22 protein-coding genes and 1 riboswitch are annotated in these 24,406 nt (G+C 45.9%); of the genes, 12 read left to right on the plus strand and 10 right to left on the minus strand.

Annotation, left to right across the window (positions count from 1 at the left end):
• The first annotated feature begins 102 nt into the window (after nt 1-102).
• From BMZ56_RS12630 to BMZ56_RS12640, 3 genes are all read left to right on the plus strand, one after another.
• The gene (locus BMZ56_RS12630) at nt 103-387 is read left to right on the plus strand and encodes an HU family DNA-binding protein (protein ID WP_090627131.1); all 285 of its coding nucleotides are present in this window, start codon (nt 103-105) and stop codon (nt 385-387) included.
• Between the two features lie 36 nt (nt 388-423).
• A complete protein-coding gene (locus BMZ56_RS12635) occupies nt 424-1,260 on the plus strand; it encodes a tetratricopeptide repeat protein (protein WP_090627134.1) in 837 nt (278 codons plus the stop codon).
• A gap of 323 nt (nt 1,261-1,583) precedes the next feature.
• Nucleotides 1,584-3,137 (plus strand): Rne/Rng family ribonuclease, encoded by a 1,554-nt coding sequence (locus BMZ56_RS12640; RefSeq protein ID WP_090627137.1) that lies wholly within the window; start codon nt 1,584-1,586, stop codon nt 3,135-3,137.
• 21 nt (nt 3,138-3,158) lie between these two features.
• Here BMZ56_RS12640 and miaA read toward each other — a convergent pair whose 3' ends face one another.
• Entirely contained in the window at nt 3,159-4,055 is an 897-nt protein-coding gene (gene miaA, locus BMZ56_RS12645; RefSeq protein WP_218146554.1) for a tRNA (adenosine(37)-N6)-dimethylallyltransferase MiaA, read from the minus strand.
• Entirely contained in the window at nt 4,052-4,852 is an 801-nt protein-coding gene (locus BMZ56_RS12650) for a hypothetical protein (protein ID WP_143072916.1), read from the minus strand. The genes miaA and BMZ56_RS12650 overlap by 4 nt, the downstream gene beginning before the upstream one ends.
• 298 nt (nt 4,853-5,150) lie before the next feature.
• Between BMZ56_RS12650 and BMZ56_RS12655 the strand changes: the two genes are divergently transcribed.
• Nucleotides 5,151-6,932 carry a serine hydrolase domain-containing protein gene (locus tag BMZ56_RS12655; protein WP_090627141.1) on the plus strand — a complete coding sequence of 594 codons (1,782 nt, stop codon included), beginning with the start codon at nt 5,151-5,153 and terminating at the stop codon, nt 6,930-6,932.
• Nucleotides 6,933-6,940: 8 nt separating this feature from the next.
• Nucleotides 6,941-8,320: a DNA repair protein RadA gene (gene radA / locus BMZ56_RS12660; RefSeq protein ID WP_090627143.1), complete on the plus strand. Its 1,380-nt coding sequence runs from the start codon at nt 6,941-6,943 to the stop codon at nt 8,318-8,320.
• A 3-nt stretch (nt 8,321-8,323) separates the two neighbouring features.
• Here the strand turns inward: radA and BMZ56_RS12665 are convergent, their stop codons facing one another.
• From BMZ56_RS12665 to BMZ56_RS12685, 5 genes are read right to left on the minus strand one after another with little or no spacing between them, the layout of a single operon-like run.
• Entirely contained in the window at nt 8,324-8,692 is a 369-nt protein-coding gene (locus BMZ56_RS12665) for a YccF domain-containing protein (RefSeq protein WP_090627145.1), read from the minus strand.
• Nucleotides 8,689-10,080, minus strand: a complete 1,392-nt coding sequence (gene hisS, locus BMZ56_RS12670; protein ID WP_090627148.1) for a histidine--tRNA ligase — start codon at nt 10,078-10,080, stop codon at nt 8,689-8,691. Before hisS ends, BMZ56_RS12665 begins: the two co-directional genes overlap by 4 nt.
• 49 nt (nt 10,081-10,129) lie before the next feature.
• Nucleotides 10,130-10,861, minus strand: a complete 732-nt coding sequence (gene rnc / locus BMZ56_RS12675; RefSeq protein WP_177195143.1) for a ribonuclease III — start codon at nt 10,859-10,861, stop codon at nt 10,130-10,132.
• Nucleotides 10,862-10,920: 59 nt separating this feature from the next.
• A complete protein-coding gene (gene fabF, locus BMZ56_RS12680; protein ID WP_090627151.1) occupies nt 10,921-12,174 on the minus strand; it encodes a beta-ketoacyl-ACP synthase II in 1,254 nt (417 codons plus the stop codon).
• A 27-nt stretch (nt 12,175-12,201) separates the two neighbouring features.
• Nucleotides 12,202-12,438 (minus strand): acyl carrier protein, encoded by a 237-nt coding sequence (locus tag BMZ56_RS12685; protein ID WP_079717265.1) that lies wholly within the window; start codon nt 12,436-12,438, stop codon nt 12,202-12,204.
• A gap of 242 nt (nt 12,439-12,680) precedes the next feature.
• Between BMZ56_RS12685 and BMZ56_RS12690 the strand changes: the two genes are divergently transcribed.
• The 3 genes from BMZ56_RS12690 to BMZ56_RS12700 all read left to right on the plus strand — a co-directional run bounded on the left by BMZ56_RS12690 (nt 12,681) and on the right by BMZ56_RS12700 (nt 15,429).
• Nucleotides 12,681-13,103: an IPExxxVDY family protein gene (locus BMZ56_RS12690; protein ID WP_090627153.1), complete on the plus strand. Its 423-nt coding sequence runs from the start codon at nt 12,681-12,683 to the stop codon at nt 13,101-13,103.
• Between the two features lie 67 nt (nt 13,104-13,170).
• Nucleotides 13,171-14,604 carry a pyruvate kinase gene (gene pyk, locus BMZ56_RS12695; RefSeq protein WP_090627155.1) on the plus strand — a complete coding sequence of 478 codons (1,434 nt, stop codon included), beginning with the start codon at nt 13,171-13,173 and terminating at the stop codon, nt 14,602-14,604.
• A gap of 93 nt (nt 14,605-14,697) precedes the next feature.
• Nucleotides 14,698-15,429: a TylF/MycF/NovP-related O-methyltransferase gene (locus BMZ56_RS12700; RefSeq protein ID WP_090627158.1), complete on the plus strand. Its 732-nt coding sequence runs from the start codon at nt 14,698-14,700 to the stop codon at nt 15,427-15,429.
• On the opposite strand, the gene BMZ56_RS12705 is transcribed toward BMZ56_RS12700, so the two are convergent.
• On the minus strand, nt 15,410-15,769 hold the full coding sequence (locus BMZ56_RS12705) for a hypothetical protein (RefSeq protein WP_090627161.1): 360 nt from the start codon (nt 15,767-15,769) through the stop codon (nt 15,410-15,412). The genes BMZ56_RS12700 and BMZ56_RS12705 overlap by 20 nt on opposite strands.
• Nucleotides 15,770-15,887: 118 nt before the next feature.
• Here BMZ56_RS12705 and BMZ56_RS12710 point away from each other — a divergent pair, with 118 nt between their 5' ends.
• From BMZ56_RS12710 to metE, 3 genes are all read left to right on the plus strand, one after another.
• On the plus strand, nt 15,888-17,699 hold the full coding sequence (locus tag BMZ56_RS12710) for a sensor histidine kinase (protein ID WP_090627294.1): 1,812 nt from the start codon (nt 15,888-15,890) through the stop codon (nt 17,697-17,699).
• An 11-nt stretch (nt 17,700-17,710) separates the two neighbouring features.
• The gene (locus BMZ56_RS12715) at nt 17,711-18,403 is read left to right on the plus strand and encodes a response regulator transcription factor (RefSeq protein ID WP_090627164.1); all 693 of its coding nucleotides are present in this window, start codon (nt 17,711-17,713) and stop codon (nt 18,401-18,403) included.
• Nucleotides 18,404-18,478: 75 nt separating this feature from the next.
• A riboswitch (SAM riboswitch) is annotated at nt 18,479-18,584 on the plus strand.
• A 112-nt stretch (nt 18,585-18,696) separates the two neighbouring features.
• On the plus strand, nt 18,697-21,018 hold the full coding sequence (gene metE, locus BMZ56_RS12720) for a 5-methyltetrahydropteroyltriglutamate--homocysteine S-methyltransferase (RefSeq protein WP_090627166.1): 2,322 nt from the start codon (nt 18,697-18,699) through the stop codon (nt 21,016-21,018).
• 60 nt (nt 21,019-21,078) lie between these two features.
• On the opposite strand, the gene BMZ56_RS12725 is transcribed toward metE, so the two are convergent.
• Together BMZ56_RS12725 and BMZ56_RS12730 are read right to left on the minus strand one after the other, a co-directional pair.
• Nucleotides 21,079-22,620, minus strand: coding sequence for a YifB family Mg chelatase-like AAA ATPase (locus BMZ56_RS12725; RefSeq protein WP_090627169.1), 1,542 nt, complete (start codon nt 22,618-22,620; stop codon nt 21,079-21,081).
• Nucleotides 22,621-22,664: 44 nt separating this feature from the next.
• Nucleotides 22,665-23,849 (minus strand): MraY family glycosyltransferase, encoded by a 1,185-nt coding sequence (locus tag BMZ56_RS12730; RefSeq protein WP_090627171.1) that lies wholly within the window; start codon nt 23,847-23,849, stop codon nt 22,665-22,667.
• Between the two features lie 269 nt (nt 23,850-24,118).
• Here BMZ56_RS12730 and BMZ56_RS12735 point away from each other — a divergent pair, with 269 nt between their 5' ends.
• Nucleotides 24,119-24,388, plus strand: coding sequence for a YtxH domain-containing protein (locus tag BMZ56_RS12735; protein WP_090627173.1), 270 nt, complete (start codon nt 24,119-24,121; stop codon nt 24,386-24,388).
• Nucleotides 24,389-24,406 lie beyond the last annotated feature (18 nt).

Genomic DNA, 24,406 nt, shown 5'->3' on the forward strand with positions numbered 1-24,406 from the left:
AACAATTTTATTTTAAGATATCGTTTTAAAGCGATACTTTTGCATCCCCAACATTGGAGAGGCTTATGTCTTGAAAAATAATTAATTACAAAAAATATAGATATGACTAAGGCAGAAATTATCGCAGAAATCGCTAACAAGACCGGGTTAGAGAAAGTAGATGTTCAGGAAACGGTGGAAGCTTTTTTTAAAGTAGTAAAGGGTGCAATGATTGGGGGGGATAACGTCTACGTAAGAGGGTTCGGTAGTTTTGTAGTGAAAAAGAGGGCCGAAAAGACCGCTCGCAATATTTCAAAGAATACAGCGATTATTATTCCTGCACACTATGTGCCCACATTTAAACCCGCTAAGACATTTGTAGAAAAGGTAAAATCTGGCAACAAATAAGCTTCTCCTTAGCCAAAGCAATGTAGGATAATCGCCATGCAGCAAAAGACCAAACAAATCGTTGCCGTTACCTCCATCGTCATTGTGATGGGGTTATTATTGGCGCAACCGATTAAAGGGCTGGTCAACGATGATACAACCGAAGCAACTACTTCCGGTAGTTCATCATCGACAGTGACGTTTGAAAGTGTTTCGCTACAGGCTAAACAGGGACTCAATGCTAGCATCCTTCAGGAAATATCGACGATTGAGTCGCAGTTGCCGGACGCATCAGGGCAGGAGAAAATTGAGCTGTTACAGCAGCTTGCTACGGAGTGGGACGATGTAAACAGACCGGCCCCCTTAGGATTTGTCTATGAAGAATTGGCCGAACTCGATCCGAAATTTGACTATTGGCTGAAAGCGGGTGATGCCTATCGTGCCGCATATACCAATTTGCAGGATACAACAATGGTAAAAGCGCTTAACGGATATGCGATTAATGCGTATCAAAAGGCACTTGAACTGAATGCTGACGATCTAGATGCAAAAACGGGGCTGGGTAGTGCATACGTAAGCGGCACAAATAACCCCATGGCGGGAATCGCACTTCTCCGGGAAGTGGTTGAAGCAGATCCTTCCCACATCGGTGCAAATAAAAGTTTGGGTCTGTTTTCTATGCAGTCACGTCAATTCGACCGGGCTATCGAACGGTTTAAGACCGTGATATCTGTACAGCCGGACGCCGAATCTTATTTTTACCTTGCAACAAGTTACGAAAATATTGGGTTGAAACGGGAGGCAATTTCGGCCTTTGAAAAAAGCCGGGATCTTGCCGCCGATCCGACCCTCACTCAATTTATCAATCGGAAAATCGATGAATTGAGCAAATAATCATTTAATTTATTCATTAAAAAAATTTAGCTATGCCAAGCGGAAAGAAAAGAAAAAGACACAAAATGGCTACCCACAAACGTAAAAAACGTTTAAGAAAAAACAGACATAAGAAGAAATAAATTCATTTCTTTGTTAGTCTGACAGAAGCCCACTTCTGAAATGGGGTATATAAATGAGCGTGATTTTCACACAATCGAACTCTGCCTCATCCTATAAATCAGAAGACGCAATGGGCGTTTAAACGTATTTTATTGTTTTATTCAAAGTAGGTAGCTGCTCTTCTTGTTTGCTGTTGCCTGCTTTGCAAAAGAAAATAGCTGTTGGTAAAGGAGTTAATCATCGATTCGGCTCCCGACAAGGGAGTTACTATCGCTTTACTTCAGGACAAACAGCTTGTAGAGCTTAATAAGGAACAGGTAAACAACAATTATGCGGTAGGCGACATCTACTTGGGTAGGATCAAGAAAATCATGCCCGGTCTTAATGCTGCATTTGTAGATGTTGGATATTCGAAAGATGCGTTCCTGCATTATTTGGACTTGGGCCCCCAAGTCCAATCGCTCATCAAGCTTACGAAGCTGGTAAAGAATGGCAGTTATAAGGAAAAGCTGCTCGATAGTTTAAAATTAGAGAAGGACATCAACAAAGCAGGTAAGATTTCGGAGGTATTGACCCGAAATATGCTGTTGCCTGTCCAGATCGCAAAGGAACCCATTTCGACCAAGGGTCCCCGGCTGAGTTCGGATTTATCCATCGCCGGAAGATACGTCGTCTTAGTGCCATTTTCCAGCGCAGTATCTATTTCCAAGCGGATCAAAGGTAATGCGGAACGTACTCGGCTCAAAAAGATCGTAGAAAGCATTAAACCGGCTAATTTCGGCGTCATTATCCGTACGGTTTCCGAAGGTAAAGGGGTAAGCGAGCTTCAAAAAGATCTGTTGGATGTGATTTCCAAGTGGGAGGTCCTGACCAACCGATTGCGACTGGCCGAGCCCACCCACAAAGTACTCGGTGAAATGGATCGGACGTCAACCATCTTGCGCGATATCCTAACGGATGAGTTTTCGCACATTTATGTTAATGATCAGGCGATCTTTGAGGAAACGCGGTCTTATGTGCAGGAAATTTCTCCCGATCTAGAGAAAATCGTAAAGTTTTACAAACACCGCGAACCTATCTTCGAACATTTTGGGGTAGAACGCCAGATCAAGGCGGCCTTTGGCAAGACGGTAAACTTGCATGGAGGTGCTTACCTTGTGATCGAACATACGGAGGCCTTACATGTTATTGATGTCAATAGTGGAAACCGGACAGCCAATAAGGAAAACCAGGAGGAGAATGCGTTGCAGGTAAACATGGAGGCTGCCAAAGAAATTGCCCGGCAATTGCGCCTGCGCGATATGGGAGGGATTGTAGTCATCGATTTCATTGACATGCATAAACCTGCCAATCGTAAAGAATTATATGCATATCTCAAACAATGCATGGCTGCTGACCGGGCACGCCATACCATCCTGCCTCCTAGCAAATTTGGATTGGTGCAGATAACTCGGCAGCGGGTTAGACCGGAAATGACGATTGTAACCAACGAGAAATGTCCAGCTTGCGATGGCACGGGAGAAATACGCTCGAGTATCGTATTGATGGATGATATCGAGAACAACCTGAGTTTCATTCTGCATGAACAAAACGAAAAGGATATCACGTTATGTGTGCATCCTTATATTTATGCATATATTAAGTCCGGTTTTATTTCGCGCCGGATGAAGTGGTTTACCAAGTTTGGCCGTTGGATAAAAGTAAAGCCGGTAGCCTCGTATTACCTCACTGAATTCCATTTCTTCAACGGTAAGGACGTTGAGATTAAACTATAAGTAAATAGGGGGCATTGCCCCCTATTCCTTGAAACTCCGGATTACTTCGTCTGCCATTTCCTCCACCGTCCCTAACGGCAGCCAATGGATTGTTAATCCATCTTTTTCCATTTTTCGGAAGTAAGTCATCTGCCGTTTCGCAAAGCGGTGTATTTCGGTGTTTAGCCGGGTAAAAAAGATATCGTAGTTGAATTCGCCACATAGGTATTGTGTGGCATACTTGTACTCCAATCCATAATAAAGCAATTTTTCCGGAGCTATTCCGCGGTCTAATAGCATTTGAACTTCCGCTAACAGCCCGTTTTCGAGCCGTTGCTGCAATCGCTCGGTGATGCGCTGACGGCGTAGTTCGACCGGGGGACTAATGCCGAATAGCTGGGCTGATACAGGTGGATAGGGCTTTGCCGGCAGGGAATGATGAAGGCACCAAGTGGCGATTTCGATGGCTCGAATGAGTCGTTTCCTGGTACGTGTGTCAGCATGAAACCCCGGAGGAAGAGGCAAGTTGTGCAGTGTTTGCAGCAACGCATCCATGGTTAGCAGGTTAAGCGCATGCCGAAGTGCAGGATCTACCGGTACGATGCTGTATTCAAAGGGCTGCAGTATGGACTGGATATACAGGCCGGTGCCACCGCATAGAATCGGTTGTTTTTGCTGTTTCTGGAGCGTAAGCATAACTCGGTGGAAGTCGGCATGATATTGAGCCACGTGGTAAGCTTCGCCGGCGTCAAGAATGTCAATGAGGAAATGGGGGACATCGTCGTATACATCGAGGTCCTTTCCCGTGCCAATATCCATACCCCGGTATACCTGCCGTGAATCTGCACTGATAATGGCGCCGTTTATACGTTTGGCCACTTCTATGGCCAGTTTTGTCTTGCCAGAAGCTGTGGGACCAAGAATCACCAACAGACTCACAGCACTTTGATCAACTTAATACTGCCGCTGTTATATAACGGTGCATATCCCAGGCTTTGCCGTACGGAAAGGGACGCATCTTTGATTGCTTGGGGGAGTGTATGTTCGTCATACCTTTGCTTCGTTTGAGTGTTTATCCAGAACCGTTGCGGTTCAGTTTCGCCGACGATGGTAAAGCCAATTTTACGGTAACTATCACCGTCCGACCAGTCCTTGTCAGCGTAGGTCATGATATCTCCCGGATGAAATTCCTGCTGGAATGCATCAATTAGCTTGCTGAATCCTCCAACGGCTTGTACCCCCTGCTTGTGACAAAACCGGAGCAGCTCAAAGGACCGATAGTCAGCCGGGCGATTGTTCATCTTTCTGCCGCCGCTGAATACGGCGATTGCCACTAAATCGCCTTTATGAAATAATCCGTAGCGGTATTTGCCCGGTAGGGCTACCTGCAGGTGATGTGCCTGTTGAAAGGCCATGGCTCTCTGCTTATCGATGCGTGCAGCTACGGTATCCCGCGCATATATGCGCTGTGCTTTTCCGGCCAACGCCGCAATGCGATTGAGTAAGAGGTCGGGCCGAGTGATCCATAGGTCCTCATCGACATGGATATAACGCGAATCAGTGTCTATATGTATGCGCTTGTCGGAACTGCATAAGTAATAAACGATACTGATCGATGTCCCATTTGCGGATAGCAAGCAAGCGGTTTCTGACAATGCACGCAAATCAAACTCGGTATTTAGCTTGTTTTGCAACGCCGTGAGAAACTGATAGAAAGAACTATTGACATTAAACATGAAACACAGGTAAATGAATTGCAAACTAAGATAAATTTGCATTTATATGCAAATTTATTCGTGGCGGTCTGCCGTCATCGGTGCTCGTCAATGCTTCGCAGTTATTGTTCGCTCACCCTGCTATTGAAGAACAGGTTTTATGATAGATGAAACCTGCCATGTCATCGCTTGATACTAAAAGGCGATGAAAATGCAGATTCCATGAAGCCATTTAAAGAATAGATTATTTTCGAATGAAAATTCACAAAATTATCAAGAGATCTCCATTTTTTGTGTAAATTATCGATATTCGTACGATATGAAGAAAATTCTTGTGGCAATGGGTGCCTTTTTTGTTTGTCTTTGCGGTAACCAAACCCTTTGTGCGCAACGCCAGACCCCCAAGCCCAACCTGACTGTCTTATTAAATAATTATATGCGGCTGGTCCCATTGCGGGATTTGGGAGACCGCAATATAGCCTATATAGGCCACTTAACTATACCGGCTTTTGCAACGGTGGGCAATATGTTGGAGCGATATGCACCGATAAGACATTTTATGGTGCCGGAGGATGTGGGTATGTATCACGATTTGGATGAACAATTGAAGTATTATAATACCCTCATTCTGGGCTTAGCGGCTTCAGATTTGGGTAACAAACGTTTATTGCAGTTTATCGCAACGCAGGCGGTTAGTAAACAATTAATTTTGACAGTATTTGGAACGGGAGCCAAGTTGCAAGCATTGGATTTTGTGCAATATCCGATTCTTTGGAATCCTGAACTATCGGAAACTGCAGCGCGGAATACTGCCATGTCTGTATTTGGCGGGATAGCGTGTACGGCCCGACTACCGCAATCATTTTCTGCACGATATGCGACGGGCGGAGGCTTTACCACTGAGCAAATCCGGCTTGAGTACACCAACGCGGCTGCTCTGGGTATCGATGCCTTACGTTTGGAAGCGGCTATTGATACAATTGCCCAAGAGGCGATTCGTGAGCGTGCCACTCCCGGCGCTGTGGTACTGGTGGCCAAGGGGGGCAAGGTTATTTTCGAGAAAGCTTACGGGCATCATACCTATACGAACAGCATACCTACCAAGGTTTCCGACCTCTTCGACTTGGCCTCTCTCACCAAAATTACCGCGACGACTCCTACGATTATGCGCTTGGTTGAACGGGGAATCATTAACCTAGATAGTACAATGGGGCATTATCTGCTGCAAGCCCAGCCCACCAATAAAAATCACACCAAGCTACGGGATGTTATGCTGCATGAGGCGGGTTTTATTCCCTTTATCCCGTTTTATCGTGAACTGAAACCAGACGACCTCAGCACCGATTCTTCGGCAGTCTATTCGGTCAAAGTGGCGGATGGTTGTTACATCCGAACGGGGTATTATCAGAACGTAATGTGGCCCACTATGTTGTATTCCAAGCTTAATACTCCGGGGACTTATGTGTACAGTGATATTAGTATGTACGTTATGAAGGAAGTTGCCGAGCACCAAACAGGTATTCCCATCCAAGATTACATTCAGCTTGAATTTTACCGCCCTTTGGGTATGCAAACCGCCGGTTATCTCCCCCGCTTACGTTTTCCAAAAGGGCGCATTGTGCCCACTGAAGACGATAAGACGTTTCGAAAAACGTTGTTACAGGGTTATGTTCACGATCAAGGAGCAGCTATGGCCGGTGGCATAGCCGGCCATGCTGGGATGTTTGCTACGGCAAATGATTTGGCCATTTATGGCCAATTGCTGCTCAATCGGGGAGAATACGGTGGTGATCGGTATTTTAAGGGAGAAACAGTGGACTTGTTTACCTCCCGGCAGTCGGCAACCAGCAGACGCGGTTTGGGATTCGACAGATGGGATCCGGATACCACAAAACACTACCCTTCAAAGTGGGCATCGGACGCTACCTTTGGGCATACGGGATATACGGGTACGTGTATTTGGATTGATCCGAAGGAACAATTGACCTATATTTTTTTATCCAACCGCGTACACCCCGCTGTAAGCACCAAACTGAGTACGCTTAATATCCGAGGAAGAATACAGGATGCGGTGTATGAAGCGATTTATTCTGCAAAATAACAAGATTGATGGCCAAAGCGAAGACAACTTATTTTTGCCAAAATTGTGGATATGAGTCGCCGAAATGGTTGGGGAAATGTCCTTCCTGCAATGAATGGAATACGTTTGTTGAAGAAGTAATAGAGAAACAAGTTTTCCGGGCGCCCGACTGGCGTACCGTGCCGAGTGCAGTGAAACGTTCAAGCAAAGCGGCTGCTATTCATGAAATCGTTCAAACGGAAGAAAATCGCCGAGCTACACCTGACAGCGAATTGAACCGTGTGCTGGGTGGGGGAATTGTACCAGGATCGTTGGTCCTGATCGGTGGTGAACCGGGTATCGGTAAATCGACGCTCATGCTTCAGTTGGCTCTCAATATGCCGAATGCCAAAACGCTATACATATCCGGCGAAGAAAGCGAGCAACAGCTAAAAATGCGTGCTGAACGGCTCGTACAAGCATCTAAAGCCAATTGCTACATTTTAACCGAAACCGCTACGCAAAACATCTTCAAGCAGATTGCCTCACTGGAGCCACATTTGGTCATCATAGACTCGATACAGACGCTACACTCCGCCCAGATAGATTCGGCTCCAGGCAGCGTTTCCCAAGTGCGCGAGTGTACCGCGGAACTGCTCCGCTTCGCCAAAGAGACAAATATACCGGTGTTTATCATCGGGCATATCACCAAAGATGGAGCGATCGCCGGTCCGAAAGTATTAGAACATATGGTGGATACAGTCTTGCAATTTGAAGGCGATCGGCACCACGTATACCGTATGTTGCGTGCCGTTAAAAATCGCTTTGGATCTGCTTCCGAGTTGGGTATTTATGAAATGCAAGGAACGGGACTCCGCGAGGTTTCGAACCCCTCGGAAATCATGCTTTCACAACGCGAGGAGAGTATGAGCGGCATTGCGATTGCAGTACTATTGGAGGGATTACGGCCTATGCTGATTGAAGTGCAGGCGTTGGTAAGCACGTCTGCATATGGTACTCCCCAGCGTTCTTCCACAGGGTTTGACACCCGTCGGATGAATATGCTGCTGGCCGTGCTCGAAAAACGCTTCGGGTTCCGGTTGAGTGCACAGGATGTTTTCCTGAACATCGCCGGAGGCATACGGGTAGAAGACCCAGCCATTGACCTGGCGGTGATCGTTGCCCTCATTTCATCGCAACAGGATATATCTGTTCGGGCGACCGTTGCATTTGCGGGGGAGGTGGGGCTTTCGGGCGAAATACGGGCAGTTAACCGCATTGAACAGCGTATCGCTGAGGCGGAAAAACTCGGCTTTGAAACCATTTACATCTCCAGATACAATACCAAAGGCTTGGATGTCAGCAAGTATGGAATACAGATTAAACCAGTGGCTAAGGTAGAAGAGGTTTTTCAGGCCGTTTTTGGATGAAACTCAGTTGATTGCTTTGCCGAAAGGTGTAAAGGCCAATGCCATCAGTTTGAAATGTTGCCTTCCAAAGGGAATCCCAATGATGGTAATGCAGAGCAACAGTCCGAAAACAAAATGAGTGAGGGCAACCCATATTCCACCAAAGACAATCCAGAGGATATTCATAAGTGTGTATAAACACCCCGTGCTGGAGGGTGTATGGGTAACGACGGTGCCAAATGGTACAAGCGAAGCGATCGCCAGTTTGAATAACTGAATGCCAAAGGGAATGCCTACAATCGTAAGGCAAAGTAACAGTCCGCCGATAAGGTATTCCAGGAAAATAAGGAATCCACCAAAGATGATCCAAATGAGATTGCCCAGAAAATTCATTTTTGCAACGCTAAAAATGCAAACAGTTCTGCCTCGTCCAGTTTCCGTTGTTCACCGGATTGCATGTCTTTCAATGAAAAGGCCCCACTTTGTATTTCTTCCTCGCCGATGAGGACTACATACGGTATTTTTTTCGCATCGGCATAGGCCAATTGTTTTTTCAGCTTGGCGGAAGTGGGGTAAATTTCGGCGGCGACCCCTGCATCACGCAATTTCTGCAACAGTGGCAGTGCATACAATTCGGCAAGTTTGTCAAAGTTGCTAAACAATACGTTGGTCGATTGCATGGTACTGGTGGGAAACAACCCCAGTTCTTCCATGACATCGTAAATACGGTCTGCGCCAAAGGAGATACCTACGCCGGTAAGTCCCTTCAGACCAAACATACCGGTCAGATCGTCGTAACGGCCACCTCCGCCGATACTACCCATCGTTACCTCGTTGGTTTTCACCTCAAAGATACAACCCGTATAATAATTCAGACCCCTGGCCAGGGTAATATCGAGGTCTAGGAAACGGCTGAGCGAAGCACCATGGGCCGTCATTTTTTCTACATAGCCTAACACGATTTCGATCTCTTCGATGCCCTGCATTCCGATGGCCGATGAAGCAAGCGTGCTTTTAAGCTGGTTGATTTTCAGGGTAACAGGCCCTTCCAGTTGCATAATGGGCCGTAGCTTTTTTACATCCTCTTCTGAAAAGCCACGTTCCAGTAGCTCCTTATCGACTCCCTCCATACCGATTTTGTCCAGTTTGTCGATCGCCACTGTCATGGGTACAAGTAGGTCTGGCTTGCCCAATAGCTCAGCAATGCCCGATAAGATTTTACGGTTGTTGAGTTTTATGGTGAAATCCGTTAATCCCAGGTGGGTCAATGCTTCGTGATAAATAAGCACAAATTCGGCTTCATTAAGTAAGCTTTCCGAACCGACAACATCCACATCGCATTGGTAAAACTCCCGGTAACGCCCTCGTTGCGGTCTATCCGCCCGCCAAACTGGTTGGATTTGGAAACGTTTGAACGGTAGGGTGATTTCGTGTTGATGCATCACTACATAGCGGGCGAAGGGCACCGTGAGATCGTAGCGTAATGCTTTTTCGGTAATGTGGGTCGTTAGTGGTGTCGAGGCCCTTTCGGTCAACAGATTGCTGGGAGCCTTGGCCAAGTAGTCGCCTGAATTTAGAATCTTGAAAATCAGTTTATCCCCTTCGTCTCCATATTTGCCGGTAAGCGTCTGTAGGTTTTCAAAAGAAGGCGTCTGAATTTCGCGATAACCATATTTGGTAAAAACAGTCTTAAGAGTGCTGAAGATATAGTCGCGCTTTTCCATTTCTACGGGGGAAAAATCGCGGGTGCCTTTTGCCAACGAAGGTTTCACTATTGCCATGGCGCAAAGGTAGGAATGATTTTAGATTTTAGGTTTTAGATTTTAGATTTTAAAGCACATTCAATGCTTCGCAGGCTTTTTCAGCGGCTATCTTCTCTGCGCTCTTTTTGTTATAATCGCGCCCCGTGCCACACACTTCACCGTCTACCACTGCGTCAATGGTAAAAATCTTGATGCTGTCGCCTTCGGCATTTTCCGTTTGTACAAAACTTACTTCTTTTCCCGCTTGCTGGCACCATTCGATCAATCGGCTTTTGAAGTTTGTTTCGGTTTCTTCCAGAATTTGGATATCCACGTGAGGTTTGATAATGCGGCTAATCAGAAAGTTTTTGGTAAATACATATCCTTTATCCAGGTATATTGCACCAATCAGGGCTTCAAATGCGTCGCCCAGCAACGACCCCTGTTTATTGGGATAGTTAATCATGCGAGCATCGTATTGGATCAGCTCGTTGAGGCCCAGTTTTTTGGAAAGCTGGTTGAGGTGCGCCCGGCTTACGATTTTTGAGCGCATCTCGGTAAGGAAGCCTTCGCCCTTGTAAGGATATTTTTTGAAGAGCAGATCGGCGACGACTGAGCCCAGCACGGCATCGCCTAAAAACTCCAGTCGTTCGTTACTATTTTTGGTGCCATCTTTCACAGGGACCGCTACCGACTTGTGGCGGAATGCTAACTGATACAAGTGCAAATTGCCTGGAACAAAGCCCAGTAAATTTTTTAGCGCCCTTATGTACCGGCGATTGGACGAGAAATGCAGTTTATAAATTTTCCAAACAGGCATCTGACGATTGAACTGGTATAACAGGAAAGGGTATTACCCATTCCTGCAAATGCCTCAAATTAAGCTTCGAATTTCTTAAAAATGACGGTGGCGTTGTGCCCGCCAAACCCGAAGGTATTACTCATGGCCGCATTAACGGGCCGCTTTTGCGCTTTATTGAATGTGAAGTTTAGCTTTGGATCGAGGTTTGGATCATCCGTGAAATGATTGATAGTAGGTGGAACTACATCGTTTTTCACTGCCAGAATGGAGGCAATTGACTCCACAGCTCCAGCAGCGCCCAATAGATGGCCGGTCATGGATTTTGTGGAGCTGATGTTTAGTGTGTATGCATGGTCGCCAAATAGCTCTAGGATCGCCATGATTTCACTGGGGTCACCCACAGGGGTAGACGTTCCATGTACATTGATGTAATCGATGGCCTCTTTGGTCAGCCGTGCGTCCGTTATGGCATTCGTCATGGCTAAACGGGCTCCAAGGCCTTCAGGGTGTGATGCAGTGATGTGATACGCATCGGCACTCATACCGCCGCCCACTAGCTCAGCATAAATTTTTGCACCGCGGGCCTGTGCATGCTCAAGGCTCTCCAATACAATCGCACCGGCACCTTCTCCCGCCACAAAGCCGTCTCGATCTTTATCAAAAGGCCTGGAAGCAGTTTGCGGGTCGTCATTGCGCGTAGACAATGCATGCATGGCATTGAATCCGCCGATACCCGCTTCATTGATGATTGCCTCCGATCCTCCGGTGATGATGATGTTAGCAAAGCCGGTTCGGATGTAGTTCAACGAATCAATCAGTGCATGGGTAGAAGATGCACACGCCGATACCGTGGAAAAGTTAGGGCCATGCAACCCATGTCGCATGGATATGTGCCCGGGGGCAATATCCAGAATCATTTTTGGAATGAAAAAGGGATTGAAACGGGGCGTTCCATCGCCGTTTGAAAAATTACTCACTTCATCCAAGAATGTTTTCAGGCCACCAATCCCCGATCCCCATATTACACCAATCCGATTGGTGTCAAGTTTATCGAACGCCAGTGACGCATCTGCGATCGCTTCGTCCGTAGCAGCCAACGCGTAATGTACAAATGGATCTACCTTTCGGGCTTCCTTGCGCTCCATGAAATCCTCGGCGTTGAACCCTTTCACCTCGCATGCAAAACGAGTCTTGAACTTTGACGCGTCAAACTTGGTGATAGGAGCAGCGCCGCTTACCCCTTTGATTAGATTGTCCCAAAATACCGGGACAGTATTCCCAATAGGAGTAAGCGCACCTAACCCTGTTACTACTACTCTTTTAAGCTCCATTTATTACGATTGGCCTAATGAATTTAGTTAGTTAACGTTTTTTTCTAAGTAAGCGATGGCTTGTCCTACCGTGCTGATCGTTTCAGCTTGATCATCGGGGATAGCTACGTTGAATTCCTTTTCAAACTCCATGATCAACTCTACGGTGTCAAGTGAATCGGCGCCCAGATCATTGGTGAATGAAGCCTCCGGGGTCACTTCGTTTTCGTCTACACCTAGCTTTTCAACGATAATTGCTTTAACTCTTGATGCGATATCAGACATGATTTTATAGTTTAATTGTTTAATAAATCTGTGCAAAGAAAAATAAATTTCGGCAAATAGTAAAACGTTTTTGATTTTTAGAATATTATTCAGATTCGTCCCTTCGAACTCAATTATCGTTTTTATATCAAAGATTTAGCATATTTTTTTAAAAAGGGACCCGACACTCCCATTTATCTTTGTATAATTGTCATACCAGTCTTTTTGTTTTTGTAATTTTGCGCTGAATATAGAAAAATACTTTGAATAAAGTCACATTAAAATATGAATTGGACCTCGATTTTGTCTTGATTGCCATCACCTGTTCCTTAAAAGACTATCGCTTATGTTACTTCATCAACAAAGTTTCTGGATTAAGGTTGAGTAAAATTGAGGACCATGAGATATGGATGCCACCTCCGGTGGAAAAAGCGTATTTCAGTCGATATGCCGATTTTCCGGAGATATCCGAGACAGAATATTACCTCCTGGCGAATAGGGCGGCTGACGGCGGGTTTTTGATCTCAGAAATGCGTCACTCAGACTACTTTCTATTGATTCGGAATTTCATTGACGACGAAGACCTAATGGCATTGCAGAATCATATTGCTGACATTCCCGACGTGGTGGTGGCCAGTGAAATATCCCCACAAAAATTGAAATCCAAAGAAAATCTAATATTTTAGCGCCATATTTACCAAAGTGTATCAATCACACCATAAAATAGAAGAACAACAAACAAAACGATATTAAATGGAAAAGGTTCAAAAACGAACTAAAATAGTGGCCACCCTAGGCCCGGCATCAGCTAAAAAGGAAGTATTAACCAGCATGATTGCGAAAGGGGTGGATGTGTGTCGGCTCAATTTTTCACACGGTAGCCAGGAAGATCACCTCAAAGTGATTCATACCATCCGCGAAATCAATAAGGAACACAACACCAATATTAGCATTCTAGCGGATTTACAGGGCCCAAAGATTCGTATTGGGAAAATGAAGGAAGGAGGGGCGGTACTTCTAAACGGCGCGCAAGTAGAGATTACCACCAATGAACTCATCGGCGATGAATCCCGGATTTACATTACATACGATAGTTTTCCGAAAGATGTAAAGGAAGGGGAAATCATCTTATTAGATGACGGGAAAATCCAATTACGGGTGTTGCGCTCCAACCTGGAGGACACGGTATGGTGCGAAGTTGTCCACGGAGGTGTGTTGACTTCGCGTAAGGGGGTAAACCTTCCCAATACTAAGGTTTCCATACCCAGTCTTACGGAAGAAGATTTAGATAACCTTAATTTTGTACTTCAGCACGATGTCGAATGGATCGGAATGTCTTTTGTGCGTACAGCCGAAGATATCATACGACTTAAGGAAATAATTGAGGCCAAAGGTAAATTTGCTCGGGTTATCGCCAAAATCGAAAAGCCGGAGGCCATTGACAACATCGATTCCATCATTGCGGCTACAGATGGGATAATGGTAGCCAGGGGAGACCTCGGTGTGGAAATGCCAATGGAAGATGTTCCTGTACTTCAAAAGATGATTGTCAAGAAGTGCCGTAATGCATCCAAACCCGTGATCATTGCCACCCAAATGCTGGAAAGCATGATCACCACCCCACGTCCTACGCGTGCCGAAGTAAACGACGTAGCCAATTCGGTATTGGATGGTGCGGATGCGGTTATGCTGAGCGGCGAAACATCGGTAGGTGAATTTCCTGAAATCGTGATCGAAACCATGAGTAAAATCATTGTGCACGTGGAGCACACTTCTTATCCTTATTACAGTTCCAAGAAGTCTGAACACGAGGGTACAGATTCGGTAATTCCCGATGCAATTTGCGGATCGTCCGTATATCTTGCTGAAAAAACCAACGCATCTGCGATCGTAGCCATGACTTATTCTGGCTATACTGCCTATGAAATATCCAGCTACAGGCCGAATGCGGACATTTATATCTTTACTGGCAATCGGGTACTGTTGAATACACTCACGTTATTATGGGGGGTTAAGACGTTCTATTACGACAAATTCGAAAGTACTGATGGCAGTATTCATGATGTAAATACCTTACTGAAATCGAAAAATTTGGTACAGCCGGGACAGATTGTTATCAATACGGCGTCTACACCGTTGCATAAAAAGGGTAAGACCAACACCATCAAGGTAACTGAGATGCAATAGCGGCGGGGTTTTGAACGTAAAGGGTGATTTTCGGGCACACACAAAATATTCGTGGCCTGGACAGCGTTGATATACTAGATTGAAATCATTATCATGCGATTACTCCGGATTCCCGAACGATTTGCAGTGCCTGTCCAGACATTGTTTTACACCCTTACAGACAAGGAAAAAGCGCAATTGATGCGGCTAAAAACGCATCAATTGACCTATTTGGCGGCCAAGGATCTATTCAATCTTTACGACGCGGCGAAGGCGGTGGAACGGTCGGGAATAGAAGGGCTGTTTGTTGAGGCGGGTTCCGCTTTGGGAGGATCGGCCATTGCCATCGGTTGGGCAAAGCGGAAGCAGCGGGAACTTAGGTTATACGATGCGTTTGGATTGATTCCGCCACCTTCTGAAAAAGATGAAGCCGATGTGCATGTGCGGTATGAAGAAATCAAAAGTGGGAAGTCGAAAGGACTGGGTAACAATCGGTATTATGGGTATGTGGAAAATTTACAAGCCGTTGTCGCCGCTAATTTAGCAAAGCATGGCGTGCCCATCGAGACGAATAATATCAAGTTGATCAAAGGATATTTTGAAGATACCCTATACATTAATGACCCCGTTGCTTTTGCGCATATCGACTGCGATTGGTATGCATCGGTCCTAAGTTGTTTGATTCAAATTGAACCGAATTTAGTGCCAGGAGGTAAAATTGTTTTTGACGATTACTACGAATGGTCTGGCTGTCGCATAGCGGTAGACGAATATTTCAGCGACAAGAGCGGTTACATTTTCACGACCAAAGGCCGGAAACTTCACGTCACCAAGACCGCTTTCTAGCTTCCTTGGGCTTGGTTGTTCCACTGGGCTCTCCTTTTTTCTTTTTTCCTTCATTTTTCTTCAAGGGTTGCTGGGTACTATCCGAAGGATGATGCAGCATGATGGGGTTACGGTAAACATTCGGTATGGGCACACTGTTATCCCCTTGATAGGCGTTCGGCATGGGTATACAATTATCGCCTCGGTAGCCGTTGGGCATAGGATGAGTGGAAAACGGTGCAACGGTAACCGGTACACTATCGGGTGGATTTTTTAAATGCAGCTTTGCACTGTCTTCTTGGCCAAACGTTAACCCAACCGAACTGAGTGCTGCGGACAAGATCATAAAAAACCTTTTCATATTCGTACGAATTGGTTTATCAAAAGTAACGAAAAGAACAGTATTGCTTCGTAACTCGCCTTGTTAAAATATGTTAAATGCTGCACTTTCCTTTCAACCTTATGTATTTTTGTGTGGAATGAAGCATAAAAGTATTGGATTTATCATCGGGTTGATGACGGTGGCGCTTTTGGGGGTGATGGCCATGCAATATTTTTTTATCAGGCAATCATATATTCTGAAAGCGCAATTATTTGATGAATCGGTGAAGGCCGCTCTCAACGCAGTTGCTGCAAAGGCTGAAAAAAGAGAGGTGATGCAGTTGGCCGATGCACAGCGAAAGAATAAGGAAAAGCTGGAACGCGAACAGCGTAAATTGGAAGAGCAGCTTCGTATAAAGACGGAGATCGAGCAACTTCGAAAAAAAGAAGCGCGGTTGTACGCCACATTCAAGCAGCGTGAGGATATATTATTTACCCAATATCCGGTAGTACTGCCTATTGAAAGTAATGAATTCTATGAGACGTATCTCAACAATTCTCGTTATAAGGAACTTTTACGGGTCAACTTTGAATCGAATGCTACCGTTGACGGCGGGTTTCAACGTAACGATAACGTGGTGGGTCTTTACGCCATCCGACAGGTCCCCTTAATTAAAGCCAAGGACGATAGCATACGTTATTTCATTCCGCTGGGGCCTATCGCCCCTGGGTCAACGGAATTGAAATATGCCATAAAAGTACTACCTCCGCGATTGGATCTCAAGTTAAAGGGTGAAATAGCTCGTAAAGAACGCCAATTACAATTGCTTCAGGCGACCACATTAATGGATACCATTGCAATATTAAGTGGTAAGAACCCACAGATCGTTGAAGATTTTGCGGCTGAAATGGAACTTTATAAACGGCCGTTAAGCCAACGGATCGATGTGGCCTATATCAAAAGCGAATTGGAGAAGGAATTATCAAGCCGCGATATTAACTCGGCTTTTAATTTGGAAATCAAAGATAAAAACACCACACTGTATGCGTTTGCCAATTTTTCCGATGACAAGTTATCTCCGCAAAACTTTTATGTCACGGAATTGTTCCGTTCGGACAACGAACGTTCATCCGGTCGGCTTTCCGTATACTTTCCAAACAAAGACAACATCCTCATGGGTAATATGACGGTTATGTTGTTTTCTTCGATAGCGCTGTTATTGGTGCTTCTCAGCTGTTTTACCTACACGATTTTCACGATGCTTCGTCAAAAGAAGATTTCGGAAATGAAAACCGATTTCATCAATAACATGACCCATGAGTTCAAAACGCCCGTGGCTACTATCATGATTGCCAGTGAATCCCTGCGAGATCCTGAAATCGCATCTGACCAAGTCCGTGCCGCACGGCTTGCCAATATCATATACGACGAAAATGTCCGGTTGGGTAATCACATCGAGCGGGTGCTCAACATCGCCCGCCTTGAAAAAGACAACTTGAAGCTGGAACATCAGGATGTGGACATGAATGACCTCGCTCAGGCGGTAGTAGATAGCATGGAGCTGCAATTGCTTAAAAACGATGCACAGGTACATATGCATCTCGATGCTGCGGAGGCGATGGTGGTGGGTGATGAATTGCACCTCTCCAATGTGCTTTTCAACCTGATAGACAATGCGATTAAGTACAGCCAGGGAAGTCCTGATATTACCATTCGAACCAAAAACGTCCATAGTCATATTCAGTTGACAGTAGCTGACAAGGGTATCGGTATGAGTCGCGATCAGCTATCCAAAATTTTCGACCAATTTTACCGGATTCCAACCGGCAATCTTCACGATGTGAAAGGATTTGGTTTGGGGTTGAGTTATGTGAGCGATATCATAAAGCGTTGCGGAGGCAAGGTCGTGGTCAAAAGCGAGAAAGATAAAGGAACCACATTTGAAATTATGTTGCCACTTAAAGGATAGGAAAATCATTTATGCAAAAGATACTACTGGCGGAAGACGACCCCAACTTGGGTGACATCTTGAAGGATTACCTGGAATTAAAGGGTAAATTTGATGTCGCACTTTGCAAAGACGGGGATGAGGCCTTACGCCAATTCAATAAAGATAAATTCGACCTCTGCATACTCGATGTGATGATGCCCAGAAAAGACGGCTTCACGTTGGGCAAAGATATCCGGAAGATCGATGCGGACGTTCCCATTATCTTTGCCACGGCTAAAGGAATGATGGAGGATAAAGCCGAAGCTTTTGGCTTGGGCGGTGACGATTATATCACCAAACCCTTCCGTGTGGAAGAATTGCTCCTCCGTATTCACGCCCTTCTGAAACGCGCCTCACGGGAAAAACAGTCAGAAGAGGAACTGCCTGATAAATTTCAGATTGGCAAATACCATTTTGATTATGTCGCTCAGCAGATCAGCTATAATGAAGAGAAGCAAAAGCTGTCCACGAAAGAAGCTGAGTTGTTAAGGTTGCTTTGCATTAAGAAAAATGATGTGCTCACGCGTGAAGAGGCACTACTTAAAATCTGGCATGATGATAATTATTTCAACGGCCGGAGTATGGATGTCTTCCTAAGCAAGCTTCGCAAATACCTTCGCGACGATCCAAAAGTGGAAATTGTTAATGTACACGGAAAGGGATATAAACTACTGGTAAGTTGATTGACTGAAACAGTTGAGCCAGCAAACGAGCGAATTTATTTTGCATAAATCAATTTTTATCCCGATATTAGCGCCCGCTTATGGAGAAAGGCAGAGGGAATGGACCCTGTGAAGCCTTAGCAACCTGTCGGTAGACAAGGTGCTAAATTCTACCCAGATAAGGATCCGGGAAAGATAAGCAGCCACAACTCGCCCTTGTGACCTCTCCCAAAAAGCAATCATTAACAGAAAGGTTTGCCTGCTAAAATAGGCAGATCGCCGTTGATTGTATATTAAATTACTATTTATACGTTATGTTAAAAACTAACAATCTGGGTTACCCGCGCATCGGAGCCCTCCGGGAGCTTAAAAAGGCCAATGAAGCCTATTGGGCACAAAAAATCGGTCAGCAGGAACTGCTGCAAGCTGCACGGACCATCCGTGAAGGGAATTGGAAAACCCAACAGGAGGCAGGAATAGACCTGATCCCGTCCAATGATTTTTCTTTTTACGATCAGGTGTTGGATCTAACGCTTACTGTCGGTGCAATTCCCACACGTTACCAAGAGTTTGCGTTGGAGGGATCATCCTCTTACAATCTGGATTTGTACTTTGCAATGGCCCGCGGTTTTCAACAGGGAGGTCTCGATGTAACTGCTATGGAAATGACCAAGTGGTTTGATACCAACTACCATTATATTGTTCCTGAATTTGTAAAGGATCAACAATTCCGCCTCACTTCGGAAAAGGTGATTAACGAATTCAACGAGGCAAAGGAACTAGGTATTCTAACCAAGCCTGTTTTATTGGGACCTATCACGTATCTGCTGTTAGGTAAGGAAAAGGAGGCAGATTTTGACCGTCTCGATCTAGTTGACCGTTTGCTGCCTGTATATGAGGAAATATTAGGCAAGTTGAGCGAGGCGGGAGCGGAATGGGTACAATTCGACGAACCCTTCCTTGCGTTGGATATCGATGATAAGACTCGGGCACTTTATCAGAAGGTATATGATCGCCTGTCGGCCGCTGCAAAGGGTATTAAGCTTGTGGTTGCGACCTATTTTGAATCGTTACGTGAGAATTCACAAACTGCACTCAGCTTGCCTGTGCAAGCACTGCATGTCGATTTGGTACGTGGCGAAAACCAGCTGGATGAATTGCTGGCTAGTGTGCCGGCCAACTTAATCCTTTCTGTCGGTGTAGTAGACGGACGCAATATTTGGAAAAACGACTACGAAGCATCGCTTCAAAAAATCAATCAAGCGGTGGATGCACTGAGTGCAGACCGTGTATGGGTAGCACCGTCAAGCTCTCTCCTCCACGTACCTTTCGACCTGGATTTGGAAGATAACGAACAGTCGTTGCCCGCAGAAGTAAAAAATTGGCTCGCTTTTGCCAAGCAGAAACTTGCCGAGGTAAAAGATTTGGCAATATTGGCATCGGGCGACGTGGATGAAACCACCGCCGCACATTTTGAGGCCAACAAGGTAGCACAACAAAGCCGCCGTACGTCCTCACTGATTCACCGGGAAGACGTAAAAACGCGCGTGAGGAATATTACCGATGCGGATGCACAACGGACCAGTTCATTTACGGTGCGTAAGGGTAAACAACAGGAAAAATTCAATCTGCCTGCTTTTGCCACCACCACCATCGGTTCTTTTCCGCAGACCAGGGACGTACGTAAATGGCGGGCCGACTTAAAAAAGGGAGCCATCAGCCAAGAAGAATACGACACGTTCATTGCGGAGGAAACGGAGCGGACCATCCGTTTGCAGGAAGAATTGGATATCGATGTATTAGTACACGGCGAGTTTGAGCGCAATGACATGGTCGAATATTTCGGCGAGCAGCTTTCCGGATACGCTTTTACCAAAAACGGGTGGGTGCAATCTTACGGATCGCGCTGCGTGAAGCCCCCGGTTATTTATGGCGACGTAAGCCGGCCAGCCGATATGACCGTACGGTGGTCGTCGTATGCACAAACACTTACCAATCGGCCGGTGAAAGGCATGCTCACCGGGCCGGTGACCATTCTGCAATGGTCTTTTGTACGCAATGATCAACCCCGGTCAGCAACGACGTATCAGATTGCATTGGCGATACTGGACGAAGTACAGGCACTGGAAAAAGCCGGTATCAAAATTATCCAGATCGATGAGCCGGCCATCCGTGAGGGTCTTCCCCTGCGTAAAGCCGATCACAAGGCATACCTCGACTGGGCCGTACGGGCCTTCCGTGTGTCTTCGTCAAATGTGGAAGATGACACACAGATTCATACGCACATGTGCTACTCGGAGTTCAACGATATCATCGAGCATATTGCTGCGATGGATGCTGATGTGATTACCATTGAAACCTCACGTTCGCAAATGGAATTACTGGACGCCTTTGCAGATTTCAATTATCCGAATGACATCGGTCCGGGTGTATACGATATACACTCGCCACGTGTACCGAGCAAGGAAGAGATGGTGAAGCTACTGGAAAAAGCGAAAGCCGTTATCCCTGCTGCGCAGCTGTGGGTAAATCCTGATTGCGGTCTGAAAACACGTGCTTGGCCTGAAACCAAAGCGGCGCTCGAAGCCATGGTAGAGGCTGCCAAGACGCTGCGTGGAGTTGCTGAAGAAGTGTAAGACTGTATTGTAAGGTTATATAACCGGAGCCCCGCTGACCAATCGATTAGCGGGGCTCTTTTATTCGGACCAACTCTGCCGATCAAGGCTACGAAGCTGGATGGCCTCGGCAATATGTGCGGTCTGAATATCGGCGCTACCTTCCATATCCGCGATGGTACGGGATACCCGAAGAATGCGATCGTAGGCACGGGCTGATAGACCAAGCCGCTCCATTGCAGTTTTGAGCAAGGCACGTCCAGATTCATGGATTCGACATATTTTCCGCAGGTGCTGAGGAGTCATCTGTGCATTGCAATGAATAAAAGGATGCGATGAAAATCGCTTTGCCTGAATGGTACGCGCTGTGGTGACGCGGTTACGTATATGGGCGCTTTTTTCGCTGGGGGTAGCGGCAACCAATTCGTTAAAGTCAACCGGTGTGACTTCGACATGCAAATCGATACGGTCTAACAATGGGCCCGATATTCTGCTCAGGTATTTTTGCACCACGCCCGGGCTGCATATACACGTCTTCTGTGGATGGTTATGGAATCCGCATGGACAGGGGTTCATCGCGGCCACCAAAATGAAACTTGCCGGATAGTCCACTGTAAAGCGTGCACGGGACACGGTCATGTGTCTGGATTCTAAGGGTTGGCGGAGTACCTCCAGTACCGAACGTTTAAATTCTGGCAATTCGTCTAGAAACAATACGCCGTTATGTGCCAGCGAGATTTCTCCGGGTTGCGGGTTTACTCCACCGCCTACCAACGCTACATCGCTGATGGTATGATGCGGTGCGCGAAATGGGCGTGCAGTCATTAAGGACGATGCTGTAGTTAGTTTGCCAGCCACGGAATGTATTTTTGTGGTTTCCAGAGATTCTTGGACGGTTAGCGGAGGCAGAATCGTAGGCAGCCGTTTGGCCAGCATTGTTTTTCCGGAACCGGGAGGGCCAATCAGAATGGCATTATGCCCGCCGGCTGCCGCAATCTCCAGGGCTCTTTTGATGTGTTCCTGTCCGTGCACGTCGGCAAAATCCGCGTCATAATTGTTGATGTTTTTCTGAAATTCTTCCTGAGTATTTACATAGGTTTGCGGTGGATGAGCGGCACCATTGACCCAATCAATTACGTCCTTTAAGTGTCGGACTCCATAGACCTGTAATTGGGAGACTACGGCAGCTTCTTTTGCATTTGCGCTTGGGAGTAGTATGCCTCGGAAGTCATCCCGTGCTGCCTGAACGGCGATGGGCAACACGCCTTTAACGGGTTGTATGCTCCCATCCAGCGATAACTCGCCGAGCATCAGAAATTCAGTTAACAACGGAACATTCCCAATCTGTTTGGACGACGCCAAAATACCAACGGCTATTGGCAGGTCATAAGAAGAACCCTCCTTGCGAATATCCGCGGGAGCGAGATTAACGACAATTTTTTGGCGAGGCATGCGAAATCCGGAAGCGGAAAGGGCACTTTCGATGCGCCGTAGGCTTTCCTTAACAGCATTATCTGGGAGACCCACGATGTAATATTTGGTGCCACCCGAAATGTTGACCTCAATAGTAATAGTGGTAGCTTCAATGCCTTGAACGGCGCTTCCGTAGGTTTTGATGAGCATAGGCAGAAAATTGATTTTCAGCCATAAAGATACAAAGAAAATAGTTAGTTCTGGTGTTGTTTCTCTTCGTATTGTTGCAGAGCCTCTTCGGCTACTTCGCGGGCATGGTCACGAAGTTGGTAGATTTTTTCGTTCTCCTCCACAGTCTGGGGCTCGGAATGACTGATAGCCTGACGCACGTCATATAACCATAGCATGGTATTCATAAGCAATGCTGTCAAGGCGATCAACAATAGCAGTTCGATCGTGCCAATATGTTGGAAAGTAAGTGCTGTACCGATCATGAGAATGTTGAAGCTGGAAAGTACGATCGTGGCTTGGGTATGGCTCATACCGGTATCTAACAGTCGATGGTGAAGGTGATTGCGATCGGCCATGAAGGGCGATTTACCCCCGACTAACCGGATAACGATTACCCGTAAGGTGTCAAATATCGGAACGATTAGAATGGCAATCGTAACGGCGGGAACGGATTGAACGAAAGAATCTACAATTGTTACCAGCTGCTGCGGCTTGTTCAGTTCGATGAATTGAATAGCGAGTATCGAAATAATGAACCCAATTGTATAGGCGCCTGCATCGCCCATGAAGATGCGTGCTTTACCCGCGTTATAACGAAGAAATCCCAACACAGATCCTGCCATACTCACAGCCAATAGCGCCAATCCGTATTCTTGCATCCCGAAAAAAAGGTATCCAAAAGTCAGGCTCACGATCAGGCTTACGCTGCCCAATAGGCCATTAATACCATCAATCAGATTAAAAGCGTTGATGATGAATACAATAAGAAGGCTAGAAAGCGGATAGCTGACTACCGGGTGGATCTCTTGAATCCCAAACATACCGTAAAGACTAGTAAGTCGGATATCTGCAAAATAGACAACAATTAAGGCGGTAATGGTTTGCGCCAGAAATTTCTTATAAGGATTTAATGCCGCGAGATCATCTTTTAAGCCCACCAAAAAAATCAATAGTCCGGAAGCAAAGACATAATTGGCGTATGGCAACAGATTGCCTGATATACATAAACACGCCGTGAATGCGAAGGCCGTAAGAACCGCAATTCCGCCAAGATTTGGCGTGCGATATTTGTGGATTTTCCGTTCTTCGAGTGCGGGATCGTCAAATAGACGTTTTTGATAAGCTAATTTTATTAACGAGGGAACAGCGTATAGCGTGACGACACATGAAAACAAAAACGAAAAAAGTACCAAGTAAATGTCTATCATATAGAATAGCGTAATAGTACAAGAAGTAATGCAACAAAGATAAGTAAATAACTAGGTTAGCATGCCTATCCGTTGTAAATATTTGTCACTGTGTTCGACGATACATCGCAATATCTGTGCCATGAATGGAAGGTAAAAAAACCGTTCAATAGTGATGCTTTCTCAAGGTTTTTTTGTTTTTGGCAAACGTTTTGCTGATTTATTTGTATATTTAACAGGATTGTGTGTAGAAAGAAGGTCATTGTTTTTCAAATTTATATTAGGTAATTATGAACGATAACGCAAAAGTAGTAGCCGCATTATTGGCGGGATTGGCAGCAGGTGCCGCTCTCGGTATTTTATTTGCGCCGGACAAGGGTACGGAGACGCGCGAGAAATTAAATGATTCATTAAAGGACTTAGGAGACGCCATCAAAGAGCGTACGGCTGAACAGCTGGAGCACCTGAATGATTTCAAAGAAAAGGTAACCGCTGCTGTAAAATCTAAGTTGAACAGGAGTGACGAAGCGTTGGAGGAGGCGTTGGAAGAACACGCCTGAATATAGAGAAGGGTTCAA

The sequence above is a fragment of the Parapedobacter indicus genome, from assembly GCF_900113765.1.
In the GTDB taxonomy this organism is placed as follows: domain Bacteria; phylum Bacteroidota; class Bacteroidia; order Sphingobacteriales; family Sphingobacteriaceae; genus Parapedobacter; species Parapedobacter indicus.